The organism is Bacillus cereus group sp. MYBK95-2, from assembly GCF_051915225.1.
Classification (GTDB): domain Bacteria; phylum Bacillota; class Bacilli; order Bacillales; family Bacillaceae_G; genus Bacillus_A; species Bacillus_A cereus.
On sequence record NZ_JBQAEH010000017.1, the window covers coordinates 1 to 18,187 of the forward strand.

The following is an 18,187-nucleotide window of genomic DNA, read 5'->3' on the forward strand; positions in this document are numbered from 1 at the left end:
TTAATAATGGTTGTATCACACCTGTTGCAAATCCTACGCATAATCCAAAGATCACAAGACATACTACAATAATTAAAATCGCTCCTTTTTGTTCACCCACTTCTTTTCACCCCCCTTTAAAAATCGAATAAAAAAACATCCATAACGGATGCAAAAATACTAACAATTGGTGTATTACTTATTAGTCCTACACCTCTTTCAATCAACGATTAAATATCTTGCACAAATGTTTATTATCAATCACTAGATAAAAAATCATTAATTCAAAAAAGAATAAAACAAATGGTTTATTAAATTACTAAGATAGAGAGGATAAAAACCAAACCTAGTAAAACCATTAAAAGTAATAGTCCAAATCCCCCATATAAGTAGTCGCAAACTAGTGCGATCCAGAACCCAAGTGTCCTCTCTTATGGTTACACTTTTCGAAACATCTTTTACCTATACACGGTTCGTCATTGATAAGGGAGGTAGACGCTTCTCCACACACGTTTTGTTTCTGGTAATATCGTACCGCCAATCACGATTCCCTCCCTGTCAAGAATCTATCAAGATACTTTCACGAAACTTGCATAAAACTCCCATAAATATTTGCTTTCAAAAAAAGGCATAAAAAAAGACTAGGATTTATCATCCTAGTCTTTTTGAATAATTATTTTCTAAATAGATCTCTTAGTCTTCTTAAACCGCTTTGCAATGATCTTCTAAATGTTGGACTAACTCCAGCCGCAGCACCAACACCTACAGCTCCAGCTCCAGCAACTCCACCAGCTACTGCAATTGGTGATAATCCGCCTTGTTCCTCTTTAACTTCAGAATTTTTGTCTTTCTGCTTAGAGGCTTTATCTTTATCTTCTTTTTTATCTTCTTTTTTCTCTTCTGGTTTATTTTCTTCTTTTTTCTCTTCTGGTTTTACTTCTTCTGGTTTATTTTCTTCATTTTGCTTTACTTCTTCCGGTTTAACTTGTTCTTCGGAAGTATTTAATTTTTCTTTATCGCCTTTTTTATCTGCAATATCTTTAAGGGTAGTATTCACAGATAAAGCAACATCATCTTCTTTATTCTTCATTGGAACAACTACACCATTTTTCTCTACAAATTTAATTTCGCCTTTTGTAATACCGTTACTTTCCACTTCTTGCTTATTCTCTTCCTTTGGAAGCTCTACTTGTTGTTGATTTTCTTTTTTGCTTTCGACTACTACAAATTTTGCTTCTGGCATATCTTCATTTTTAGGAATAAAGAAGTTCGGCTTCGGTTCTGGCTTCGGCTCTGGTTTTGGTTCTGGCTTCGGCTCTGGCTTCGGTTCTGGCTTCGGCTCTGGCTTCGGTTCTGGCTTCGGCTCTGGCTTCGGCTCTGGCTTCGGTTCTGGCTTCGGCTCTGGCTTCGACTCTGGCTTCGGTTCTGGCTTCGGCTCTGGCTTCGGCTCTGGCTTCGGTTCTGGCTTCGGCTCTGGCTTCGGTTCTGGCTTCGGCTCTGGCTTCGGCTCTGGCTTCGGCTCTGGTTTTGGTTCTGGTTTTGGTTCTGGCTTCGGCTCTGGCTTCGGCTCTGGCTTCGGTTCTGGCTTCGGCTCTGGCTTCGGCTCTGGTTTTGGTTCTGGTTTTGGTTCTGGCTTCGGCTCTGGCTTCGGTTCTGGCTTCGGCTCTGGCTTCGGCTCTGGTTTTGGTTCTGGTTTTGGTTCTGGCTTCGGCTCTGGTTTTTCAGATTTAACCACTTTAATCTTCAATTTATAGTTACCTTTGAATGGATCAACAATTTCAATTTCTTGTCCATTAAATACTTCACCAGTAAAAGGTCCAACTAAAGTTACTTTGCCATCTGGAGCAACGTAGCCTTTAACATAGTAATTTAAATCTCCCTTTGGACGAGCAGGGTTTTGAAGTGAATTATTTGAAGAAATTACAATTTCATCATAACCTGGGCTATCTGGCGTATACCATGCCAATGCCTTTGTTGGGCTATAAATCATTGTTGTAGATAATGCAATACCAATTGTCATGATACCAGCAGCGGTTTTTTTAGCAGCAGTCTTTTTAAACATGTGTGTGTAATCTATTACTAAATACTCAAATTGTTGAGTTATCCTAATTTAGTAATAGTTTCCTCCCTATATATAGCACTAGGATAGCGCTCGATATTTTATAATTATTATTTAACCATATTAAAATATAACATTTTATGTAGTAGTTGACTATTCGAAATTCAAATTTTTAGTCGGGATCAATCAACTCTTCTCTTGCTAATCCAAGTGCATATGCTAAAGTCATTAATGCTCGATTTCTTGTCCTATGAAATTGAGATTCTGAAATATGAAATTGACTACAAAGCTGCACTACACTTTTATCTTTCTTAATATAGTAATGAATAACCAATTGCCTTTGGGTTAACTCCAAACGACTGATTTTACGTAATAGAGAAGTAGTAAACTCACATGCTTCAACATTTTTAAGAGCTGTACTTTCTGTAGAAGAATGAAACGTGTTGTTTACTGTAGTTGATTCATTCAAAGTGTATGATGCTGTGATCTTTGGTTGTTGTTTCTCTTCCAATGACCAAACATACAAATGATACTTTTTGAATTCTTTAAGAACAAGTTTAATAATTTTCTTTTCCTGTTTTTTAGTCGGTTCAACCAGCAATGCCAACCAAATCACCCCCTACAATTTCACTTAAAGTAAAATTCTTATGTTTAACATGTTTTGAAATTTATATATAAAAATTATTAATTCAATATTGGCAATTTTAGAAATAAGAAAAACCTATAGTACTTTTTTATCTTTTAGTGCAATTTTGTTTATAATATAAGAAGAATTACCTAGAAAAAATATAAATGGTTTTATATTTTTCGATCATTATCCTCTGTTACAGCAGTGAAATACTTTGGAAGAAATAATTTTTCAATGGGAACTCCATAAAATTCTGAGATCCGTTCAGCTCTAGAGAGTGTTGTACTTTTACTTCCAATCTCAATCTCTCTTAGAACGCCTAATGATAAATCTAATTCCTTTGATACTTCTGCTAGAGATAGATTTTTGGATTTGCGGATGTTTCGCATGGTAATTCGAGTAGAAATGTTATCCATTTTCTCACCCCCTGAGAACATTGTATAACTCTAAAAGATTAAAGTCAACTCTAAAAGATTAAAAATTACACTTTAAGTGAAAAAAGAAAGGCGTTTGATTATATGAACCAAGAAGTTTTAGGGAAAAACATAAGAAAATTAAGAGCAATTAAGGGCGTTAATCAAACTGAATTTGCTAAAGCAATGTCGGTTTCCGTTAGTGCTGTCTCCAGCTGGGAAAAGGGAGAAAAGAAGCCAAGATTAAATAAAATCTCTCAAATTGCTTCCTACTTCAATGTAACGGAGGCTTATTTACTTACACATAATATCCGTGACGAGGATCTAAGGAATGAAACCGAGGAAGAGCCTATTGAACGTTTAGCTCGTCTACTATATGACCGATTTATGAGCGTTCCAGATAAATATAAACCCGAGGTAGAACGTGAGTTAATTCGTTATGCTGATCTTTTAAAATTAGAAGCTAATTTAAAAAATGAAAATAATACAGATGATTAAGGGTTGGATATGAAAGGTAATTACGAGTCACTTAAGTTATCTAGATTTTCATATTTTTCTATGACATCTAGTAATTCTATAACTGTTTCCAATGTATCGGAGTTTGTATATTCCTTGCATTCTTTTACAATTTCTACAAAAAAGTTTTGTTCCATGAGAGTTCCTACTTTCTAAATACTTTTTAAATGTATATTAAGATTTTTTAATATCGTTTTTAAAAAAACATTTTAATCATGTTAACCATATATAACAACATAAATATAACATATTCTACCACGGGATAGAACGTTTGTTCTGTTTTTAAGCCCAAACAGGTTTCAAACAATTACCATTTGCGCACCAAAGGTTTAGTTTGAGAACGTTCTATCCAAATATATTCCATCCTTATTATTACTTCAAGTATAATGTTCGAAGATTCGAAAGGGTGGTGTATATGGCGACAGTAGGAGAGCGTTTAATGTATTTTCGCAAAAAACGGGGATTAACACAATATGAAATCGCAGGTTACCTTAATGTCGCTCGTCCAACATACACAAATTGGGAAGCAAATAGGACTGAACCCGATCTCTCAACTTTAATAAAAATTTCAGATTATCTTGGTATATCACTTGATACATTAGTTGGGAGAAAATGTGATACAGATGTACAACTTGAAGAAATAAAAGACAAAATTAGTAATTTACCATTAGAAAAACAAAAAATCGTTCTTGACTCATTGCTTGATTATACGGATTTAGTAAAAAAACATTTCATAGAATAACATGAATTGTTTTCCAGTGACAACCTTTATATTCCAGCTTCGTTCTATTTTACATGGTAAGATTTTCTTATTCCACATTTAATATTTTCCATATGTGTGAATATAAGTGATTTTTTTGATTGTACATAATTTTTTTTTTGCAGCAAAAGGCTTGAGGAATTTCTCCCTCAAGCCTTTTGTTTTTTAATAATAATCTATTTTTAGCGTATAAAAGCCATAAATCAGTAGAACTAACGTTCCTTTTATAATATAATTATTTATACGAATTTATTATTATTCTCTGAAAGTATACAACATACACTTTAAGTATATTGAAATTGTTGGAGAAACGTTATAGAATAAAAAGTAATTACAGAAAAAAGATAAAAATAGATAAAAATAGATAAAAACAGATAAAGAAACACATTTGTTTCATAAAAAAAATACAAAAAAATAAAACTCCACCCACAGTTTTTAATTGATCTAGGTCGGCAAACTTTGAATCAATTAAAAACTTCCGTTAGCAGAGTTTTAATCACAAAATTATTTATGACTAAATTATATCATAAGTTATAAAGGTTTGTGAATACAAAACTCTCTAATTCTCTTTTATTTAGGTGGAAAATTTAGGGAGGTTTTTTCATGTTCACAAACGATGATTTTAACATCAATGAACTGACAAATATAAAATTAGATACAACAAGTAACATACCATCAAAATTCCTCATGCGTGGAGTAAAAATGTTTGATGAAACACGCCATTATCTACTTAAAAATAATGAGCTGGGCGAATATGCGCTTCCTTCATCAGCTCTAGCAACCTATATTTACTTACATTTTTATGTAAATGATGTAGGTTTACTACCTCGTGATTTTAAATTATCTATTATTTCCAATGCTTCTGGTATTGCATATACGACTGTACACACAGGATTTCAAGCATTATTAAAATCTGGAATGGTTCAAGAAGTTCTAATTGACGGGAGAATTCCTGTTTATGAAATTTGCAACTATGCTAGATTAAACCGTACATATAAAGAAACAACTAAACAAGACATTGGAAAACTCTCTTATTTCCGAATTCCTAGCCATTTACTAGATTCTAAGGTTTTAAAACAATTAGTTTCTCATCGTGACTCAAAAGGTATTTTATTACTTTTAGACTTATGTAATACATTTACTAGAAAAATAGGTCTAGAGAATAAAGATCAAATTGAAAAATTCATTACACAACGCACAATGAGTTACCTAAAAGAAAAACTAGGACGTAATGCTAAAAAAGTACGTGAATACTTAAATGTTATTAGACCTATTTTCCCTTTTACAGCTTCAAATACAGAAGTGCGTAAACCTAATATGGGTAGGCTTACTCGTATCAAGGAGTATGTTGAACAAATTTTCATCACTAAATTTAACGTTCATATTTCTGCTGAATGTGTTGTTGAATCACAAAATAAGATTCTAAGACAACAAGAAGCACGTATGAGAAAAGAAGCAAAGGATCGCTTGAAGTCATTAAAGTTAGCATTGTCTATGAAAGAGGACAAGGACCTTATTGTTGCATTTAAAAATGAAATCTCAACAATTGCTCAATTTCTAAAACATACAAAAGATATTAAAACATTTATGACATATACAATGACATATGCGTTAGATGAGCTAGAGAATTTTGTGAAATCTGGTAACAAAGTAAGCGTTCTTGGAGCGTTTATGCGAGCTAAATTCCGAGAATCTATTCTTTCTTGGAAGAATAAATATGTTCCAGATGATTCTTATAGCGATATGAGGCATGATCTAGTACGGGCTCTACTAACTAATAATATTCCAGTACCAGATGCTTTAAAGGCATAAAATAAAAAATTAAAAACTAGTTCATTTCAGCCTTGTTCTTTATTTTTTAAAATAAAGCATAACAGGGCTATTAGTCATGGAAAACTATAAAGGCAACAAAAAAGAACACAAGAAAAAGGTAGTTTTAAACATCAACTCTCTTATTCTTGTGTTCTTTTTCTATTTTCTCTATTACGATTCAAGACTTGTGTATATGTGATAATACGATATACTACCTGTTGGTTTGTTAATTATTGAATAGTTTCCTTGTTAATTGTTAATTATTGAATAGTCTTCTTGTTTAATTGTTTATTCTACATTTAAATATTTTTAATAACTCTTTTACCCTTAGAGCCTCAAGGCTTTTACGCTATCTCCTTTTCCTCTTTATATTTATTTGAATTAGTTATTCTTTATTGTTTTAACCTTTATTTCTAAAAATGATAGTTTTACATTTATTTGTAATATGTACATAAAAATAAACTAGAAAAAAATAATCTATTATTCAATTAACATTTAGAAATCTTTTCTTATTAATGATTAATAAATTTAGCGATTCTTGACTACTTTTAGGGAAAATTAGGGAGGACAAAGGGTTCGGCCTACTATGTATATAAAAGATATATATAACTAATTTAGTTTGTAGAAAAACGGAGGTGTAACGCTTGGAATATGGTTATTTTGCTCAAGAAGTAGCAAAGCAATTAGAAATAAACGCAAATACACTTCGCAGATGGTCCATTGAATTAGAGAAAATGGATTACACATTTGAACGCAATGATCGTAACCAGCGGATATATTATCAGAAAGATATAGAGATACTCAGACAAATGAAAATATATCTAAAACAAAATTGGAAACTAGATGAAGCTGCTGCTACTGTTAGTAATGAAGACACTTCAGTTGCTAATACATTTAAAGAGAATAATTCAAATAACCCTCAGGATGCACAGAATAAGCCATATGAAGAGATGAACGCAACGGAAACGGATAGCGTTCAAGGATATGCTAACGCTGATATAACGCTTTTAGAAGCTGAACGTTCACAAGAAGAAAGTTTTATGATGAAAGAGCGGTTTGTACACATGTTTGAGCAACAGGATAAAATAGTTCAGCAAAACCAAACCATTATAGATTTATTAATACAGGAGCGATCCATAACAGAAGAAAAGGACCAAGAAATTAAATTGTTACAAAATAAGTTAGATAAAGCTATAACACTATTACAAGAAGATAAGAAAGAGATTCCAGTTCCAAAGAAATCCATGATTCAAAGATTATTTAATTTGTAAGAAATTATATGCTGCATATACTGAATTGATTACATGGTTTAGTAGAAGTATAGCAATCTTTCAAATCTATACTTCTACTATTTTTATATTTACGACTTAACTCATAAAATTGCATATAATTGTAGATTTTAATCCCTAAAAATTTTTATATACCAACATAATCCCTCTAAATTTAACAAATAAAAAATAGTAAGGATTTCATTCCTTACTATTTTTTATTGACATACATCACAATATATATAATGTATTCAACTTAAAGTAGAAAAAGTTTATCTTTTACACTTTTACACTTGTGTAAAAGTGTAAAAGTGTTATAATGAGTATATAAGTAATTAAACAAAGTACTAATTTACATATACATAGGTTGGAGGGTTCAGTTATGACAAGTCCAGTTTTGGTATTAATAAATTTATGGTATACCAGCAACCTTTTGAAGTTGTAGCTTAAAAAATAAAATATAAGATGATTCTATTATAGGGTCGTTTTGCAATTAAAGGGGTGGTTCAGAATGCATAAGTATTATAAAAGATACTTTCGTTCATTTGTACTTATTGGTGGTGGGATGTTTGGAATCTATATTTTCTATTTTAATAAGATCTCTGTATACATAGGGGATTTATCACAACCAATGGATTCCATTTTAAAAGCTATTATAGTCGCAACCTCTATTTGTTTAATTGTTTTCGGTATAAAAATATTTAGTATAAAGGAATAAATAGGTAGAGACTATCTTCTATTATTAGTAAAGTGTAAAAAAATAAAAGTGTAAAAGTGTAAAGAAAGGCGTTCAAATATGATTAATGAAGTAAGTCTCAGTTTGAGTAAATTTGAAATAGCATATGAAATACATAAAAGTTTAAAAGTATCAAGCGGATCATGTTTTGTTTATGCATCATCAAGAGAAATCGCTAAAATAAAAGTAAAGAATGAAATTAAGCGTAGGTTTAAAGGAGCAAAAAAAATAGTTATTTTCTAATATCAAATAGTGTAAAAGTGTAAAAGTAACAAAGTGTAAAATTATTTTAGGAGTGAGAACCAAGTGGTTGAAACAGAAAGACTACATCTTATAGAGTGGATTTTGTTAATTGATGAAATCCATTTGAATGCCCTCATGCAATTATCAGATGAAGAACTTGAAAAAAGATATACCTTATCAATGACGAAGGTTAGTGGCGAAATTAAAGATGATTATTAAATGTTTTTACACTTTTTTACTTGTGTAAAAGTGTAAAATTAAGTAGAATAACACAAAAGGAGAAATGAAAAATGACAGTAATTACAATTTCTAATTTCAAAGGTGGAGTTGGTAAAACAACTTTTGCAACTATTTTTGCATACTTATTACAAGAGCAAGGAAAAAAGGTGGGATTAATTGACTTCGATCCACAAGCCAATGCTACTGAAATTATGTTTAATACATTTAGTATGGATTCAAATGTAAAGACAAGCCTCTTTGAAGCAATTCAACAAGAGGATTTGCTAAAATGTGTTGTTAACGCAAATTCAGAGTTAGATATTTTCCCAAGTGATTTAGATTTAGTAGGATTCCCAGCACATTTATATGACTTAACTAATGATAAAGCAAAGAGATTTTATCTATTAAAATATCTAATTGATCAAATCAAAGAAAATTACGATTACATTATTATTGATGTTCCACCAACAATCAGTGAATTTACTAATAATGCGATTGTAGCTAGTGATTATGTGGCTCTTATTATGCAAACACATCAACAGTCCTTTGCATCATCTGTAAAATTTATTGAGTATTTAAAAGACCTTCTTGACTATAATGAGAATATTAAATTGGCTGGAGTTATTCCTTATTTGGTTACAAAAAAGGGAAAAGTCGATAATGAAGTGCTTGAAGACTCTAAGAAGATATTTAATGATCACTTATTTAATTCACAAATAATGAAACGTGAACGTATAAAATTGTTTAGTAAAAATGGAATTACTAATGAAGATATGCACGATAAAGCAGTATTAGAAATGTATCAAGATGTAGTTAACGAGTTATTAGAAAGGATTGAAAAAGAATGAGTTTTAAAGATATTGATACTAATGAGTTTAAATCTGGAAAATCAAACCCTTTAACAAAAGGTGAACAACAGTCAAAAGCAATATATGCTACACATACAACTAAGGTTTTAGAAGAAGATCATGCTCGTCTTAAAACATATGCTTTTAAAGACGATAAGAAGATGTTTGAAGTGGCACATGATGCACTTAAAATGTATGAAATGTTCCATAATGAGGGTAAAAAGTTAGGTCTTTCAACTAATGAAGCTGCTGCTAAGGCAATTGAATTGTTAAATAACAGTAAGTAATCTATGAGGTTTTTCTTTTTCGTAAAAAAACAACCCTACTTTGGCGGGTTGTTTTTTTACTTTATTATAAATTAAGCTCCTTTTTTAATTTATAGTAAGTACGATTTGCATATCTATCTATTTTTAATAATAGTATAGTCGCATTATCTTCTAGTAGATATCCTTTTGCTGTACCATTTTCTTCAAACGGAGCTTCGTTTGAAGAAAAAGAAAAACCTTGTGTAAAATGCTTAAGTTCTAAGTATTTATTTATAAAATGGCCGGAGAACTTTTCTTTGTCCTTAGTAATTTCTATGTAATTATTTACTGCTCGTATTTCATAGGTGTTTTTATCGTCTAGTTTCCATTTTCCCTGAAGAATATGAGCGATTGACTCTGTTTTTTCTAATTTTCTAGTCAATGCATTTTGATAAAATTGTTGAATTTTTTCACCTTCGGCTAATGCTTTATTTTTTAATTCCTCCTCTGCTTTTCTTTTTTTGTCTAGTGCTGTTGAAGCTTCATGCACATTTGGATGTATATTCTTTTTAGTATAAGCATCCTGAAGCAACATTTCTGCTTCTTCTACTAATCCTGCTCCCATATGTATATACGCTAAATTTGCTGAGGCTAATGTATTATTGAGCGCAATAGCTTTTTTATAACTTTCTGCTCCTTTTGATGTTAAGCCTAAAGCATTATATATGACTCCCAAATTATTTAGAGCAGGAGCGTTTTTATTATCCAATTCAAGTAGTCTTTCGTAATATATAGTGGAGACATCATTTAACCCTAGTTCGCCAAAAGCATACGCAATCGAAAATAAGGTATCCTTATGGTTGGGTTTAATTTCTAGCGCCTTTTCCAGCATATATGTGTATAAATACACATCGTTATCTTTTTTATAAAAATCAGCTAACATCTCATAGTAATTGAATTGATTTTCTGGATTTTTATCTTCTTTGAGAGCAGACATAAGAATATCGTATGCTTGGGTCTGTTTCTTTGTTATGAAGAAACAATCAGCAATTTGTTTTGTAAAAGAGCATATATGATATTCATCGGACCATTCTTTTGCTTTTAGTAGCCCTTTTTGATAATAGCTTGCGGATATTTCATAACTCTTAGTGTCTCTATAACAATTTCCTATGGCACTCATTATCTCTAAATATACTTTTTTATCAATTGTTTTTTCTTCTAGCTCTTTGAATTTTTGAGAAGTATCTTGACCTAAACGATAGAGGAGACAATGATATAATGCGTCTAGTTTTAATTTTTCATTAATATCTTTGGCCTCATAGAGTATTTCTTCTTGGGCTTTTTTCATTTCAGGAATATTTTTCTCTCGATAGGCTGTGAGTAATTTAGTTATTAAATTATCACTTTTCGATTCAACACCTTCATCTATTGCACTGCTAATTTCCTCGGCCGCATCTTGTTGTATTGGTTCTGTTTGGATGGGTTTTTCTTCTGTTGCTGAGTTTTTTGAATCGGTGTCACTATCAACTTTTCTTTCAATTTCAAATTCCTTATACTTTAATCTTAATAAGTTTAAAAAGAACGGGTTTAGTTGTTTTTTAAATAAAATTATAATTACCAGTATAATTATGAAGGCTACAAAAACAACTCCACCTAATGCTGCAATTATTTGTAATAATATTTCCAATATCTTCACCTAACCTTAACTTTATATTCTTCTATAAGAATACCAAAAATTTGATGTGTATACGTTATAATCCAAATAAAATTTATTAGTAGCGTTTGTCGGTCTTATAAAGTAATAAAAAATAACACAGCATTATTGTGTTATTTTTTATTGTTTAAAATAATTTTATTTTGCTTTCTTTTCTTTCCTGGTAAATTATATTTTTTTCTCGCTTCAATACCTATCTTTGCGATTTTTTTAGCTTCTTCTTTTGATAATCGCATAAAGATCCTCTCCCCTTCCGTATTCATTTCCATGTTTAACAGATTAGTAAAAATTTATACATATCCCTCTTCCCTATCACATATACATAAAATAAATCTAGGACACTAGGACACTGGTTAAAACTTAAAGTATGAAAGTGGAGGGCAAAATGAAAACAGAAGAAAAAAAGAGGAAGACAAGGTCAGATAAAAAAAAGGACATTAAGCCAACGGTTTCTATTAATCTTAAAGAAACAATTTCACGTATTTCCTATATAACTACTACTCCAGTAAAAGATGTGTCGGAGCATATTTGTTCAATTGGTTTATATTCTAAACAAGTAATGGATCTTTTATCAGAATACTTTAGAAGGGATTTAGTATTTGGAAATACATGCTATGTTGGGAACTTAGAAAGAACATCTTTACAACGCCAAAAGATAGACGGCCAGACAGATCGTATTACAATTCGTTTTACACAGGAAATGGCTGAAAAGATTAATAGTTTGGCTTATGCATTAGATGTAACACCTTCTAAGGCTACAGCAATATTGTTGGAAGTGAGTTTAAAAAACTCAACTATTACAAACAAGTATTTAAAAATGTATTTACAAGAACAGTTAGATCCTGGAAGGCTAAGGGAGCTAAAAAGGATTATAAAGTTTATTAATCAAAATAATCCATATGAAGAAGAGTTTTCTTGGACAGAATTTATGTCTTATATTTTTGAAGAGGTAAAAAGTAATACAAAGAATATCCCTGGAGCTATAAATGAATGGATAGATAAATATAAATAGATTTTTACACTTTTACACTTGTGTAAAAGTGTAAAAGTGATATAATGAATATATCATAATCTTAATAATTTGTTGGGAGAGTTATTATGGCAACGCAATATCATTTAGATAAAAAAATATATACAGATCAAGCAGAATGGAAAAAGGCTATTGCAAATGATTGGTTTAAAAAATACAACCAATACATGATTAAAGAATTTTTCTATCTTGGCCGGAAATTTGAATTTGAAGGGCATGTACATGAGGTATTAGACAATAATGCTGAAGTAAGTAAAATGAAGGGCTGGTTAAAATTAAAAGTTTCTGGGAATAAACCTTATGAAGTGTATATTCACCCTAAAAAAATATTACGAGATAAACCCGAATTGAAAAATGAGCTTGATAATAGCTTGGAAGGAAAGACTATCATTTCTAACATAAGTGAAAATCATGAACAAATGAAATTCTTCTTGTGAGTTTGATACATAGATACTTTTTACACTTTTACACTAGTTTTAAAGTGTAAAAGTGTAAAAATATCGTATATTTAAATTTTTTAAAAAATATTAATGGAGCTCCGCATTATATAATCCAAATGTTAATATGTTATGCTTGTTTATACTAAATAAAATGAGGTGAACTGAAATGGAAAAAAAACGTGGACAGCATTATGTCTGGAGATATTACCTAACCGCATGGACTGATAAATTAGAGCAATTAGTTTGTTTAAGAAATGTTAATTTATTTTCAACTAATCCAAAGAAAATTGCTAAGGAACGAGATTTTTATAGACTAAGAAATCTTAGCCAAGAAGAAATAGTCATTATTATAAATGGCTTTATTCATGGTAAGGGGACTGAAGTAAGTCAAATAAAGGATTTATTATGGCTTAATGATTGCATATCCCCATTTATAAAAAAAGAGGAATTAGAGCGTAAAGGGGCATGGAATAATGAAAAAGAAGAAGCATTTGATGTCCTTATAAATAACATGGCAGAGGATTTTCATAGTGATATAGAAGATGAAGCTCTGCCTTATTTAAATTATCTAAAAAATAGTAATATGGATTTTCTCAATAGTAAAGAAGATAAACTTAAATTTTTGTTTTTCATATGTTTACAGTATATGAGAACCAATATGTTGAAGAATAATATACAAAAATCTTTTAAGGCAGGTCAACAGCAAAAGAAAAATCAAAAACCTATTGATCCCAAATTAATTGATAATATATGGAGTGTACTTTATGTTATATTTGCTAGAAGATGTGCTGAGGGTATTAGCTCTAGGGATTTACACCGCTTCTTGATTTTGAAAAATAATAGTACTACCCCTTTTATCACTGGTGATCAGCCAGTAATAAATACACGTACAGACTACTCTGAATATACAGAAGCAAAAGAATTGGAATTATACTATCCACTCACTCCATCATTAGCTTTACTAATAACGCCATTCAGAAATGGTAACGAAGATCAGTCTATATTCGAAATTCAAGAAGATAAAGTGAAATTATATAACGATTTAATTTTTAAGGCATCTCATGAATTAGTATTTGCAAATGATGAGTCGGTTTTGCGAAGTTTTAAGAATAGCACTGTGCCCCCTTCAGAATAAGATTAATAGGAGAATTTTAATTTATTGATTTTGTTTTAGAATAAAGTAATAAAAAAAGTGGGGTATTGTAACACCCCACTTTTTTTACCATTCATCGCTGTTCGCCTTATAGGCAAATTGAACTCTTGTAGGTTTATCGTTACTTGTAAGCGATAATTCGTAAATACCAGATCTAACCCCTTGTTTAAAATTAGGATCATCATTGCTAATCCAGTCTGTTCTCTCTCCTGGATCAAGTACTAACTTTTTAATGTAATATTTACCACTAGAATGTTTAAGGTGAACAGTAACCTTAGATTCTCCTTTATTAACAAGCATCATTTTTACATGGCCATATCCAGGTGAAACATTAAACTGGTGAGTTACCTCGCTACTATCACCATTCATAAGAAGAATTGCTGGTTCTTGTTTATCTTTTACAGCCGCACTAACATCTGTTATAGGATACGTTAATGTAGTTGCCCCGATCCCAAATGCTACCCCTAGAGAAAGTAATGTTGAAAATATTTTTTTCTTCTTCATATCTAATTCCTCCTATTTGTAATTATTTGGTACAAACTAATTTTAAAACATATAAACATAATATGTATATATTAGGTAGTTATTTATCAACAATATACAGAATATTCAATCTTGGATATAGCGGAAACAGCTACAAATTTTACTTAAAGTAAAAAAAATCATCAAAAGCTATAACACTTTTACACTTTTACACTTGTGTAAAAGTGTAAAAGTGTTATAATAGAATTATAAGTTGATAAGGAGAGATTCATTATGATAAATATTGTTCCAGAAAAAGATATTGATATGTTAAAGGCATTAGCACATCCAGTTAGATTAGAAATAGTAGATGTACTTTTATCAAAAGGTGGTTGCAATGTTTCACAACTAGTTGAGGAAATTAATATTCCACAGTCAACAGTATCACAGCACTTAACAAAACTAAGAACAACAGGTATTGTAAGGTTCGATAAATTAGGACAGGAATCTTATTACCGAGTGGAAAACCCAAAAGCCAAAGCAATAGTTGAAGTTTTGTTAAAACATTAATAGAGAGGGGACTTATAAGTGAAAAAAATTAAATATGAAAAGCCTCACTGTCAATGTGGGGCTGACCTTAGATTTATAGGTGATTTATCAGTTATTGCATCAATTAATAGTAATGGTACTCCAAGTCGAGTCGGTTTATTTATCGGAAAGGATCATAGGGTTTTTCGCTTATGGTGTCCTTTATGCAATTGTGAATATCAAGGATCGGTAGATGAAACAGGTAGAATTATTATGGGAAAAGAATTAAAGTCAGAAATTAATTATAAGGTGATTTAAATATGAATAAATTGAAAATAAAAGCGAAAGATAAAAAAATAATTAAATTCTTGCTTAGAGTTCTAATGATAATCGCAATTGGTTTAGCGATAATGACGTTTGCTGATTGGGGAGCCAATTCACTTAAAGAAAGTAATAAAGAGTATGCTATAACGATAGAACAGAGTAGAGAAAACGTGAAGATGGCAGAAAAAATGGTTGAAAAAGAACTGAATACTAGTAGTAAGTATTTTCAAATGATAAATAGATCAGGTAACTATTTCTTGTTTGGGACATACCTAAATTCAAATACAGAGCCGTATTGGATAGATAAAGATTTAGAAGCTGAAGTACAACTGAATGGTGAGTGTTATATGGTATCTTTTGAAACCAAAAGAGTAGAATCAAAAAATGAAGAAATAGAAATGTATGAGCCAGTAAAAATCATTAAGCTTATTAAACAGTAACCTTAATATATAAACTGATAACGTTGATCAAAATAAAAGTGTAAAAAGAGAAAAGAATAAAAGTGTAAAAAAGTTAGGAGGAAAAAAGATGGTCTATATGTTAGAAAGATCTTATTCATGTATAAAAGTACTATTAGTAAGCATCATGTTAATAAAGTTTTCATTTGTTTTTCCTCAATTTAGTTTTAATATTTTTAAATTTATATTTTGCATAATTTGTTTATACTTTTTTCTAAATGCAATTTGGAAACTTATAAAGTGGGTTATTGCCCCTATTATTATTTGTTTCGGAATTATAGCGATAATGAATGGTAAAACAGGTGTTTTTCTGAGTGGTATTCTAGAATTTATGAAAAGCATGTTTATGTTTTAAGTGGAGGAAGAAATAATGTTTGCCTCAGTATTATGGATCTTAAGTATTTCTTGCATGTGCTTCTTTATTCTATATATATTTTTCAGTTTACTATATATAGTGCTGGCACTACCAGCTGCCTTAGAAAAGGTAATAGGAATTGTATTACCAGCAATTTTTACATGCATGATAATGTTGAGCATAGTAGAAAGAACTTTATAGAAGGAAATGACAGAACCAAGAATCCCCTATGGCTTGGTTTCTTTTTTTTATGTTATAATACGGTACACGATTTTGACTGAAAAGAGGTATATAAAATGACTTTTGACCAACTAACCGCAGAATACCGGTTATATATGAGGAGCATTGGACGTAAGGATTCTTCCATTACCCGTTACCTTTATGATATTAATTCATTTTTAAATTGGCTTCAAACTCAACAGAATGTCTCAAAATCACTTTTAAAAGAATTAGATAGTAATGATATTGAACAGTATTTATCCTCTCTTAAATCGTTAGAACGGTACAAGACTTCGACTTTGAAACAAAAATATATACACATTAAAAGCTGCTTAGACTATTTCAATGCCAAAATTGAAGTAAACAAAAATCCTTCATCTAATTTAAAAGAAAGTAACTTTGCTACTGATGAAGAAATACATAAGCTCTTATACATTATAAAAAGCTACGATGGGCTTTCAGAAAACCAAGCAACAGGGAGACCTTATATTATAAATAGAAATACGCTATTAGTACATTTCATGCTTTATTACGGACTTTCTGTTAATGATTTGGTAACTTTGACAATGAAGAATGTAAATTTAGGTACAGGTGTGATTACACCTGGTAAAGATTCATTGCTTCCTAGACAAATACAACTTTCAAAGGACGATCAAAAGCTGTTATTCGCTTATTACAAAGAGATTCCAGATATATTAAGACCTCAACAACATTCTGATCACTCCCTGTTTATTGCCTTTGATTTCGCACGTAAAGCATTTCGATGGGATTATGGTCTAGATGCACCAAAACCATTTACAAAGGTTGCTATACAGCGGATGCTTCAAAAAGAGAATAAAAGAGCTAATATACATGTTACCCCAACCACTTTAAGAAACCGTTTTGTATTAAATGCTCTTCGTGATGGAATAGATCCGCTTCAAATCAAATTAATGTTAGGTTTAAAAAGTCCCAAATCTCTATACCCTTACATCAATTTTTTTAATGAATTAGTAAGTAAAAATAAAATTTAAAACACGAAAAATATTTCTTGGCCAAAATTCCTGAATGGCCTAAATTACGAACTTTATCTAGTACAAATATCCAGGTAAAAATCTGCTAAATCCGAATAATAATATTGAATACTAGTATTCAATATTTAATTTCAGAAAGCGAAAAACTATAATATTTTTGAATACTAGTATTCAAAAATAAAAGGAGATTCTACTTATGATTACAATTGATAAAATTAATGCTGAATTATATAAAGCTTATAATATCTTTAATCATCATTTCTTTGAAGGAACATTACCTTCTGCAGCAATTACAATTCAAAGCTCTTATCATCATAAATTGGCAATGGGATGGTGCACTACAAAGGAAATATGGGGCGATAAAGAGGGCAATAATAAGTTATACGAGATTAATATTAGCGCAGAATACATAGATTATGAGTTCTATGAAACTATGGATACACTTCTCCATGAAATGGTTCACTTGTACAACAAAGTACATGATATTCAAGATACTTCAAGAAATAATACATATCATAATAAAAATTTTAAGGAAAGGGCTATTAAGAGTGGATTTATGTATGAAACTGATAAACCAGATCCAGTTTACGGTTGGTCCTTTGCAAAACTCAGTGATGAAACAAAAAAAATCATTTCAAAAATGTAGATTGATCAATCTATTTTTACTATTTCTCGAAAGGGGCGTGAACAATTTCAACGCATTCAAGAAATAAGTGACACTATTAACTCAATAGAAGCTGCATTAATTGATTCAAATAAAAATGA

General features: G+C 30.6%; 23 protein-coding genes. 17 read left to right on the plus strand and 6 right to left on the minus strand.

The genetic code is table 11. The annotated features are described in order from the left end of the window. Window positions 1-652: 652 nt before the first annotated feature. From ACTFN4_RS28905 to ACTFN4_RS28915, 3 genes are all read right to left on the minus strand, one after another. Window positions 653-2,041, minus strand: coding sequence for a hypothetical protein (locus tag ACTFN4_RS28905; RefSeq protein ID WP_439963189.1), 1,389 nt, complete (start codon window positions 2,039-2,041; stop codon window positions 653-655). Window positions 2,042-2,210: 169 nt separating this feature from the next. Next, window positions 2,211-2,645, minus strand: a complete 435-nt coding sequence (locus ACTFN4_RS28910) for an ArpU family phage packaging/lysis transcriptional regulator (protein WP_001196774.1) — start codon at window positions 2,643-2,645, stop codon at window positions 2,211-2,213. 191 nt (window positions 2,646-2,836) lie between these two features. Next, a complete protein-coding gene (locus tag ACTFN4_RS28915; protein WP_000368831.1) occupies window positions 2,837-3,082 on the minus strand; it encodes a helix-turn-helix domain-containing protein in 246 nt (81 codons plus the stop codon). Between the two features lie 102 nt (window positions 3,083-3,184). On the opposite strand from ACTFN4_RS28915, the gene ACTFN4_RS28920 reads away from it, so the two are divergent. The 9 genes from ACTFN4_RS28920 (at window position 3,185) to ACTFN4_RS28960 (ending at window position 9,768) form a co-directional block, all read left to right on the plus strand. Then, window positions 3,185-3,577 carry a helix-turn-helix domain-containing protein gene (locus tag ACTFN4_RS28920; RefSeq protein WP_001071172.1) on the plus strand — a complete coding sequence of 131 codons (393 nt, stop codon included), beginning with the start codon at window positions 3,185-3,187 and terminating at the stop codon, window positions 3,575-3,577. A gap of 433 nt (window positions 3,578-4,010) precedes the next feature. Continuing rightward, window positions 4,011-4,337, plus strand: coding sequence for a helix-turn-helix domain-containing protein (locus tag ACTFN4_RS28925; protein ID WP_000246688.1), 327 nt, complete (start codon window positions 4,011-4,013; stop codon window positions 4,335-4,337). Between the two features lie 621 nt (window positions 4,338-4,958). Beyond that, window positions 4,959-6,167 carry a hypothetical protein gene (locus ACTFN4_RS28930; RefSeq protein WP_098769916.1) on the plus strand — a complete coding sequence of 403 codons (1,209 nt, stop codon included), beginning with the start codon at window positions 4,959-4,961 and terminating at the stop codon, window positions 6,165-6,167. Window positions 6,168-6,811: 644 nt separating this feature from the next. Further along, window positions 6,812-7,438, plus strand: a complete 627-nt coding sequence (locus ACTFN4_RS28935; RefSeq protein WP_439963190.1) for a MerR family transcriptional regulator — start codon at window positions 6,812-6,814, stop codon at window positions 7,436-7,438. A 508-nt stretch (window positions 7,439-7,946) separates the two neighbouring features. Then, window positions 7,947-8,153: a hypothetical protein gene (locus ACTFN4_RS28940; protein WP_439963192.1), complete on the plus strand. Its 207-nt coding sequence runs from the start codon at window positions 7,947-7,949 to the stop codon at window positions 8,151-8,153. 78 nt (window positions 8,154-8,231) lie between these two features. Beyond that, complete coding sequence (locus ACTFN4_RS28945) at window positions 8,232-8,414, plus strand: hypothetical protein (RefSeq protein WP_439963193.1); 183 nt, start codon at window positions 8,232-8,234, stop codon at window positions 8,412-8,414. A gap of 63 nt (window positions 8,415-8,477) precedes the next feature. Beyond that, window positions 8,478-8,633, plus strand: coding sequence for a BH0509 family protein (locus tag ACTFN4_RS28950; protein WP_439963194.1), 156 nt, complete (start codon window positions 8,478-8,480; stop codon window positions 8,631-8,633). Between the two features lie 71 nt (window positions 8,634-8,704). Continuing rightward, the gene (locus ACTFN4_RS28955; protein ID WP_439963195.1) at window positions 8,705-9,481 is read left to right on the plus strand and encodes a ParA family protein; all 777 of its coding nucleotides are present in this window, start codon (window positions 8,705-8,707) and stop codon (window positions 9,479-9,481) included. After that, the gene (locus ACTFN4_RS28960; RefSeq protein ID WP_439963196.1) at window positions 9,478-9,768 is read left to right on the plus strand and encodes a hypothetical protein; all 291 of its coding nucleotides are present in this window, start codon (window positions 9,478-9,480) and stop codon (window positions 9,766-9,768) included. Before ACTFN4_RS28955 ends, ACTFN4_RS28960 begins: the two co-directional genes overlap by 4 nt. Window positions 9,769-9,832: 64 nt before the next feature. Here ACTFN4_RS28960 and ACTFN4_RS28965 read toward each other — a convergent pair whose 3' ends face one another. Together ACTFN4_RS28965 and ACTFN4_RS28970 are read right to left on the minus strand one after the other, a co-directional pair. Beyond that, window positions 9,833-11,413 carry a hypothetical protein gene (locus ACTFN4_RS28965; RefSeq protein WP_439963197.1) on the minus strand — a complete coding sequence of 527 codons (1,581 nt, stop codon included), beginning with the start codon at window positions 11,411-11,413 and terminating at the stop codon, window positions 9,833-9,835. Window positions 11,414-11,553: 140 nt separating this feature from the next. Continuing rightward, window positions 11,554-11,676, minus strand: coding sequence for a hypothetical protein (locus tag ACTFN4_RS28970; RefSeq protein WP_439963198.1), 123 nt, complete (start codon window positions 11,674-11,676; stop codon window positions 11,554-11,556). 149 nt (window positions 11,677-11,825) lie between these two features. Between ACTFN4_RS28970 and ACTFN4_RS28975 the strand changes: the two genes are divergently transcribed. The 3 genes from ACTFN4_RS28975 to ACTFN4_RS28985 all read left to right on the plus strand — a co-directional run bounded on the left by ACTFN4_RS28975 (window position 11,826) and on the right by ACTFN4_RS28985 (window position 14,045). After that, on the plus strand, window positions 11,826-12,452 hold the full coding sequence (locus ACTFN4_RS28975; RefSeq protein WP_439963199.1) for a hypothetical protein: 627 nt from the start codon (window positions 11,826-11,828) through the stop codon (window positions 12,450-12,452). A gap of 86 nt (window positions 12,453-12,538) precedes the next feature. Then, the gene (locus ACTFN4_RS28980) at window positions 12,539-12,907 is read left to right on the plus strand and encodes a hypothetical protein (RefSeq protein WP_439963200.1); all 369 of its coding nucleotides are present in this window, start codon (window positions 12,539-12,541) and stop codon (window positions 12,905-12,907) included. 169 nt (window positions 12,908-13,076) lie between these two features. Next, window positions 13,077-14,045, plus strand: coding sequence for a DUF4238 domain-containing protein (locus ACTFN4_RS28985; RefSeq protein ID WP_439963201.1), 969 nt, complete (start codon window positions 13,077-13,079; stop codon window positions 14,043-14,045). A gap of 84 nt (window positions 14,046-14,129) precedes the next feature. Here ACTFN4_RS28985 and ACTFN4_RS28990 read toward each other — a convergent pair whose 3' ends face one another. Continuing rightward, window positions 14,130-14,567, minus strand: a complete 438-nt coding sequence (locus ACTFN4_RS28990; RefSeq protein ID WP_439963202.1) for a hypothetical protein — start codon at window positions 14,565-14,567, stop codon at window positions 14,130-14,132. Between the two features lie 252 nt (window positions 14,568-14,819). Here ACTFN4_RS28990 and ACTFN4_RS28995 point away from each other — a divergent pair, with 252 nt between their 5' ends. The 5 genes from ACTFN4_RS28995 (at window position 14,820) to ACTFN4_RS29015 (ending at window position 18,068) form a co-directional block, all read left to right on the plus strand. After that, on the plus strand, window positions 14,820-15,095 hold the full coding sequence (locus tag ACTFN4_RS28995) for an ArsR/SmtB family transcription factor (protein ID WP_086390125.1): 276 nt from the start codon (window positions 14,820-14,822) through the stop codon (window positions 15,093-15,095). Between the two features lie 18 nt (window positions 15,096-15,113). Then, window positions 15,114-15,371 (plus strand): hypothetical protein, encoded by a 258-nt coding sequence (locus ACTFN4_RS29000; protein WP_439963204.1) that lies wholly within the window; start codon window positions 15,114-15,116, stop codon window positions 15,369-15,371. Window positions 15,372-15,373: 2 nt separating this feature from the next. Next, window positions 15,374-15,817, plus strand: coding sequence for a hypothetical protein (locus tag ACTFN4_RS29005; protein WP_439963205.1), 444 nt, complete (start codon window positions 15,374-15,376; stop codon window positions 15,815-15,817). A gap of 669 nt (window positions 15,818-16,486) precedes the next feature. Next, window positions 16,487-17,422: a tyrosine-type recombinase/integrase gene (locus tag ACTFN4_RS29010; protein WP_439963206.1), complete on the plus strand. Its 936-nt coding sequence runs from the start codon at window positions 16,487-16,489 to the stop codon at window positions 17,420-17,422. A 196-nt stretch (window positions 17,423-17,618) separates the two neighbouring features. Further along, the gene (locus ACTFN4_RS29015; RefSeq protein ID WP_439963207.1) at window positions 17,619-18,068 is read left to right on the plus strand and encodes a SprT-like domain-containing protein; all 450 of its coding nucleotides are present in this window, start codon (window positions 17,619-17,621) and stop codon (window positions 18,066-18,068) included. Window positions 18,069-18,187: the final 119 nt, after the last annotated feature.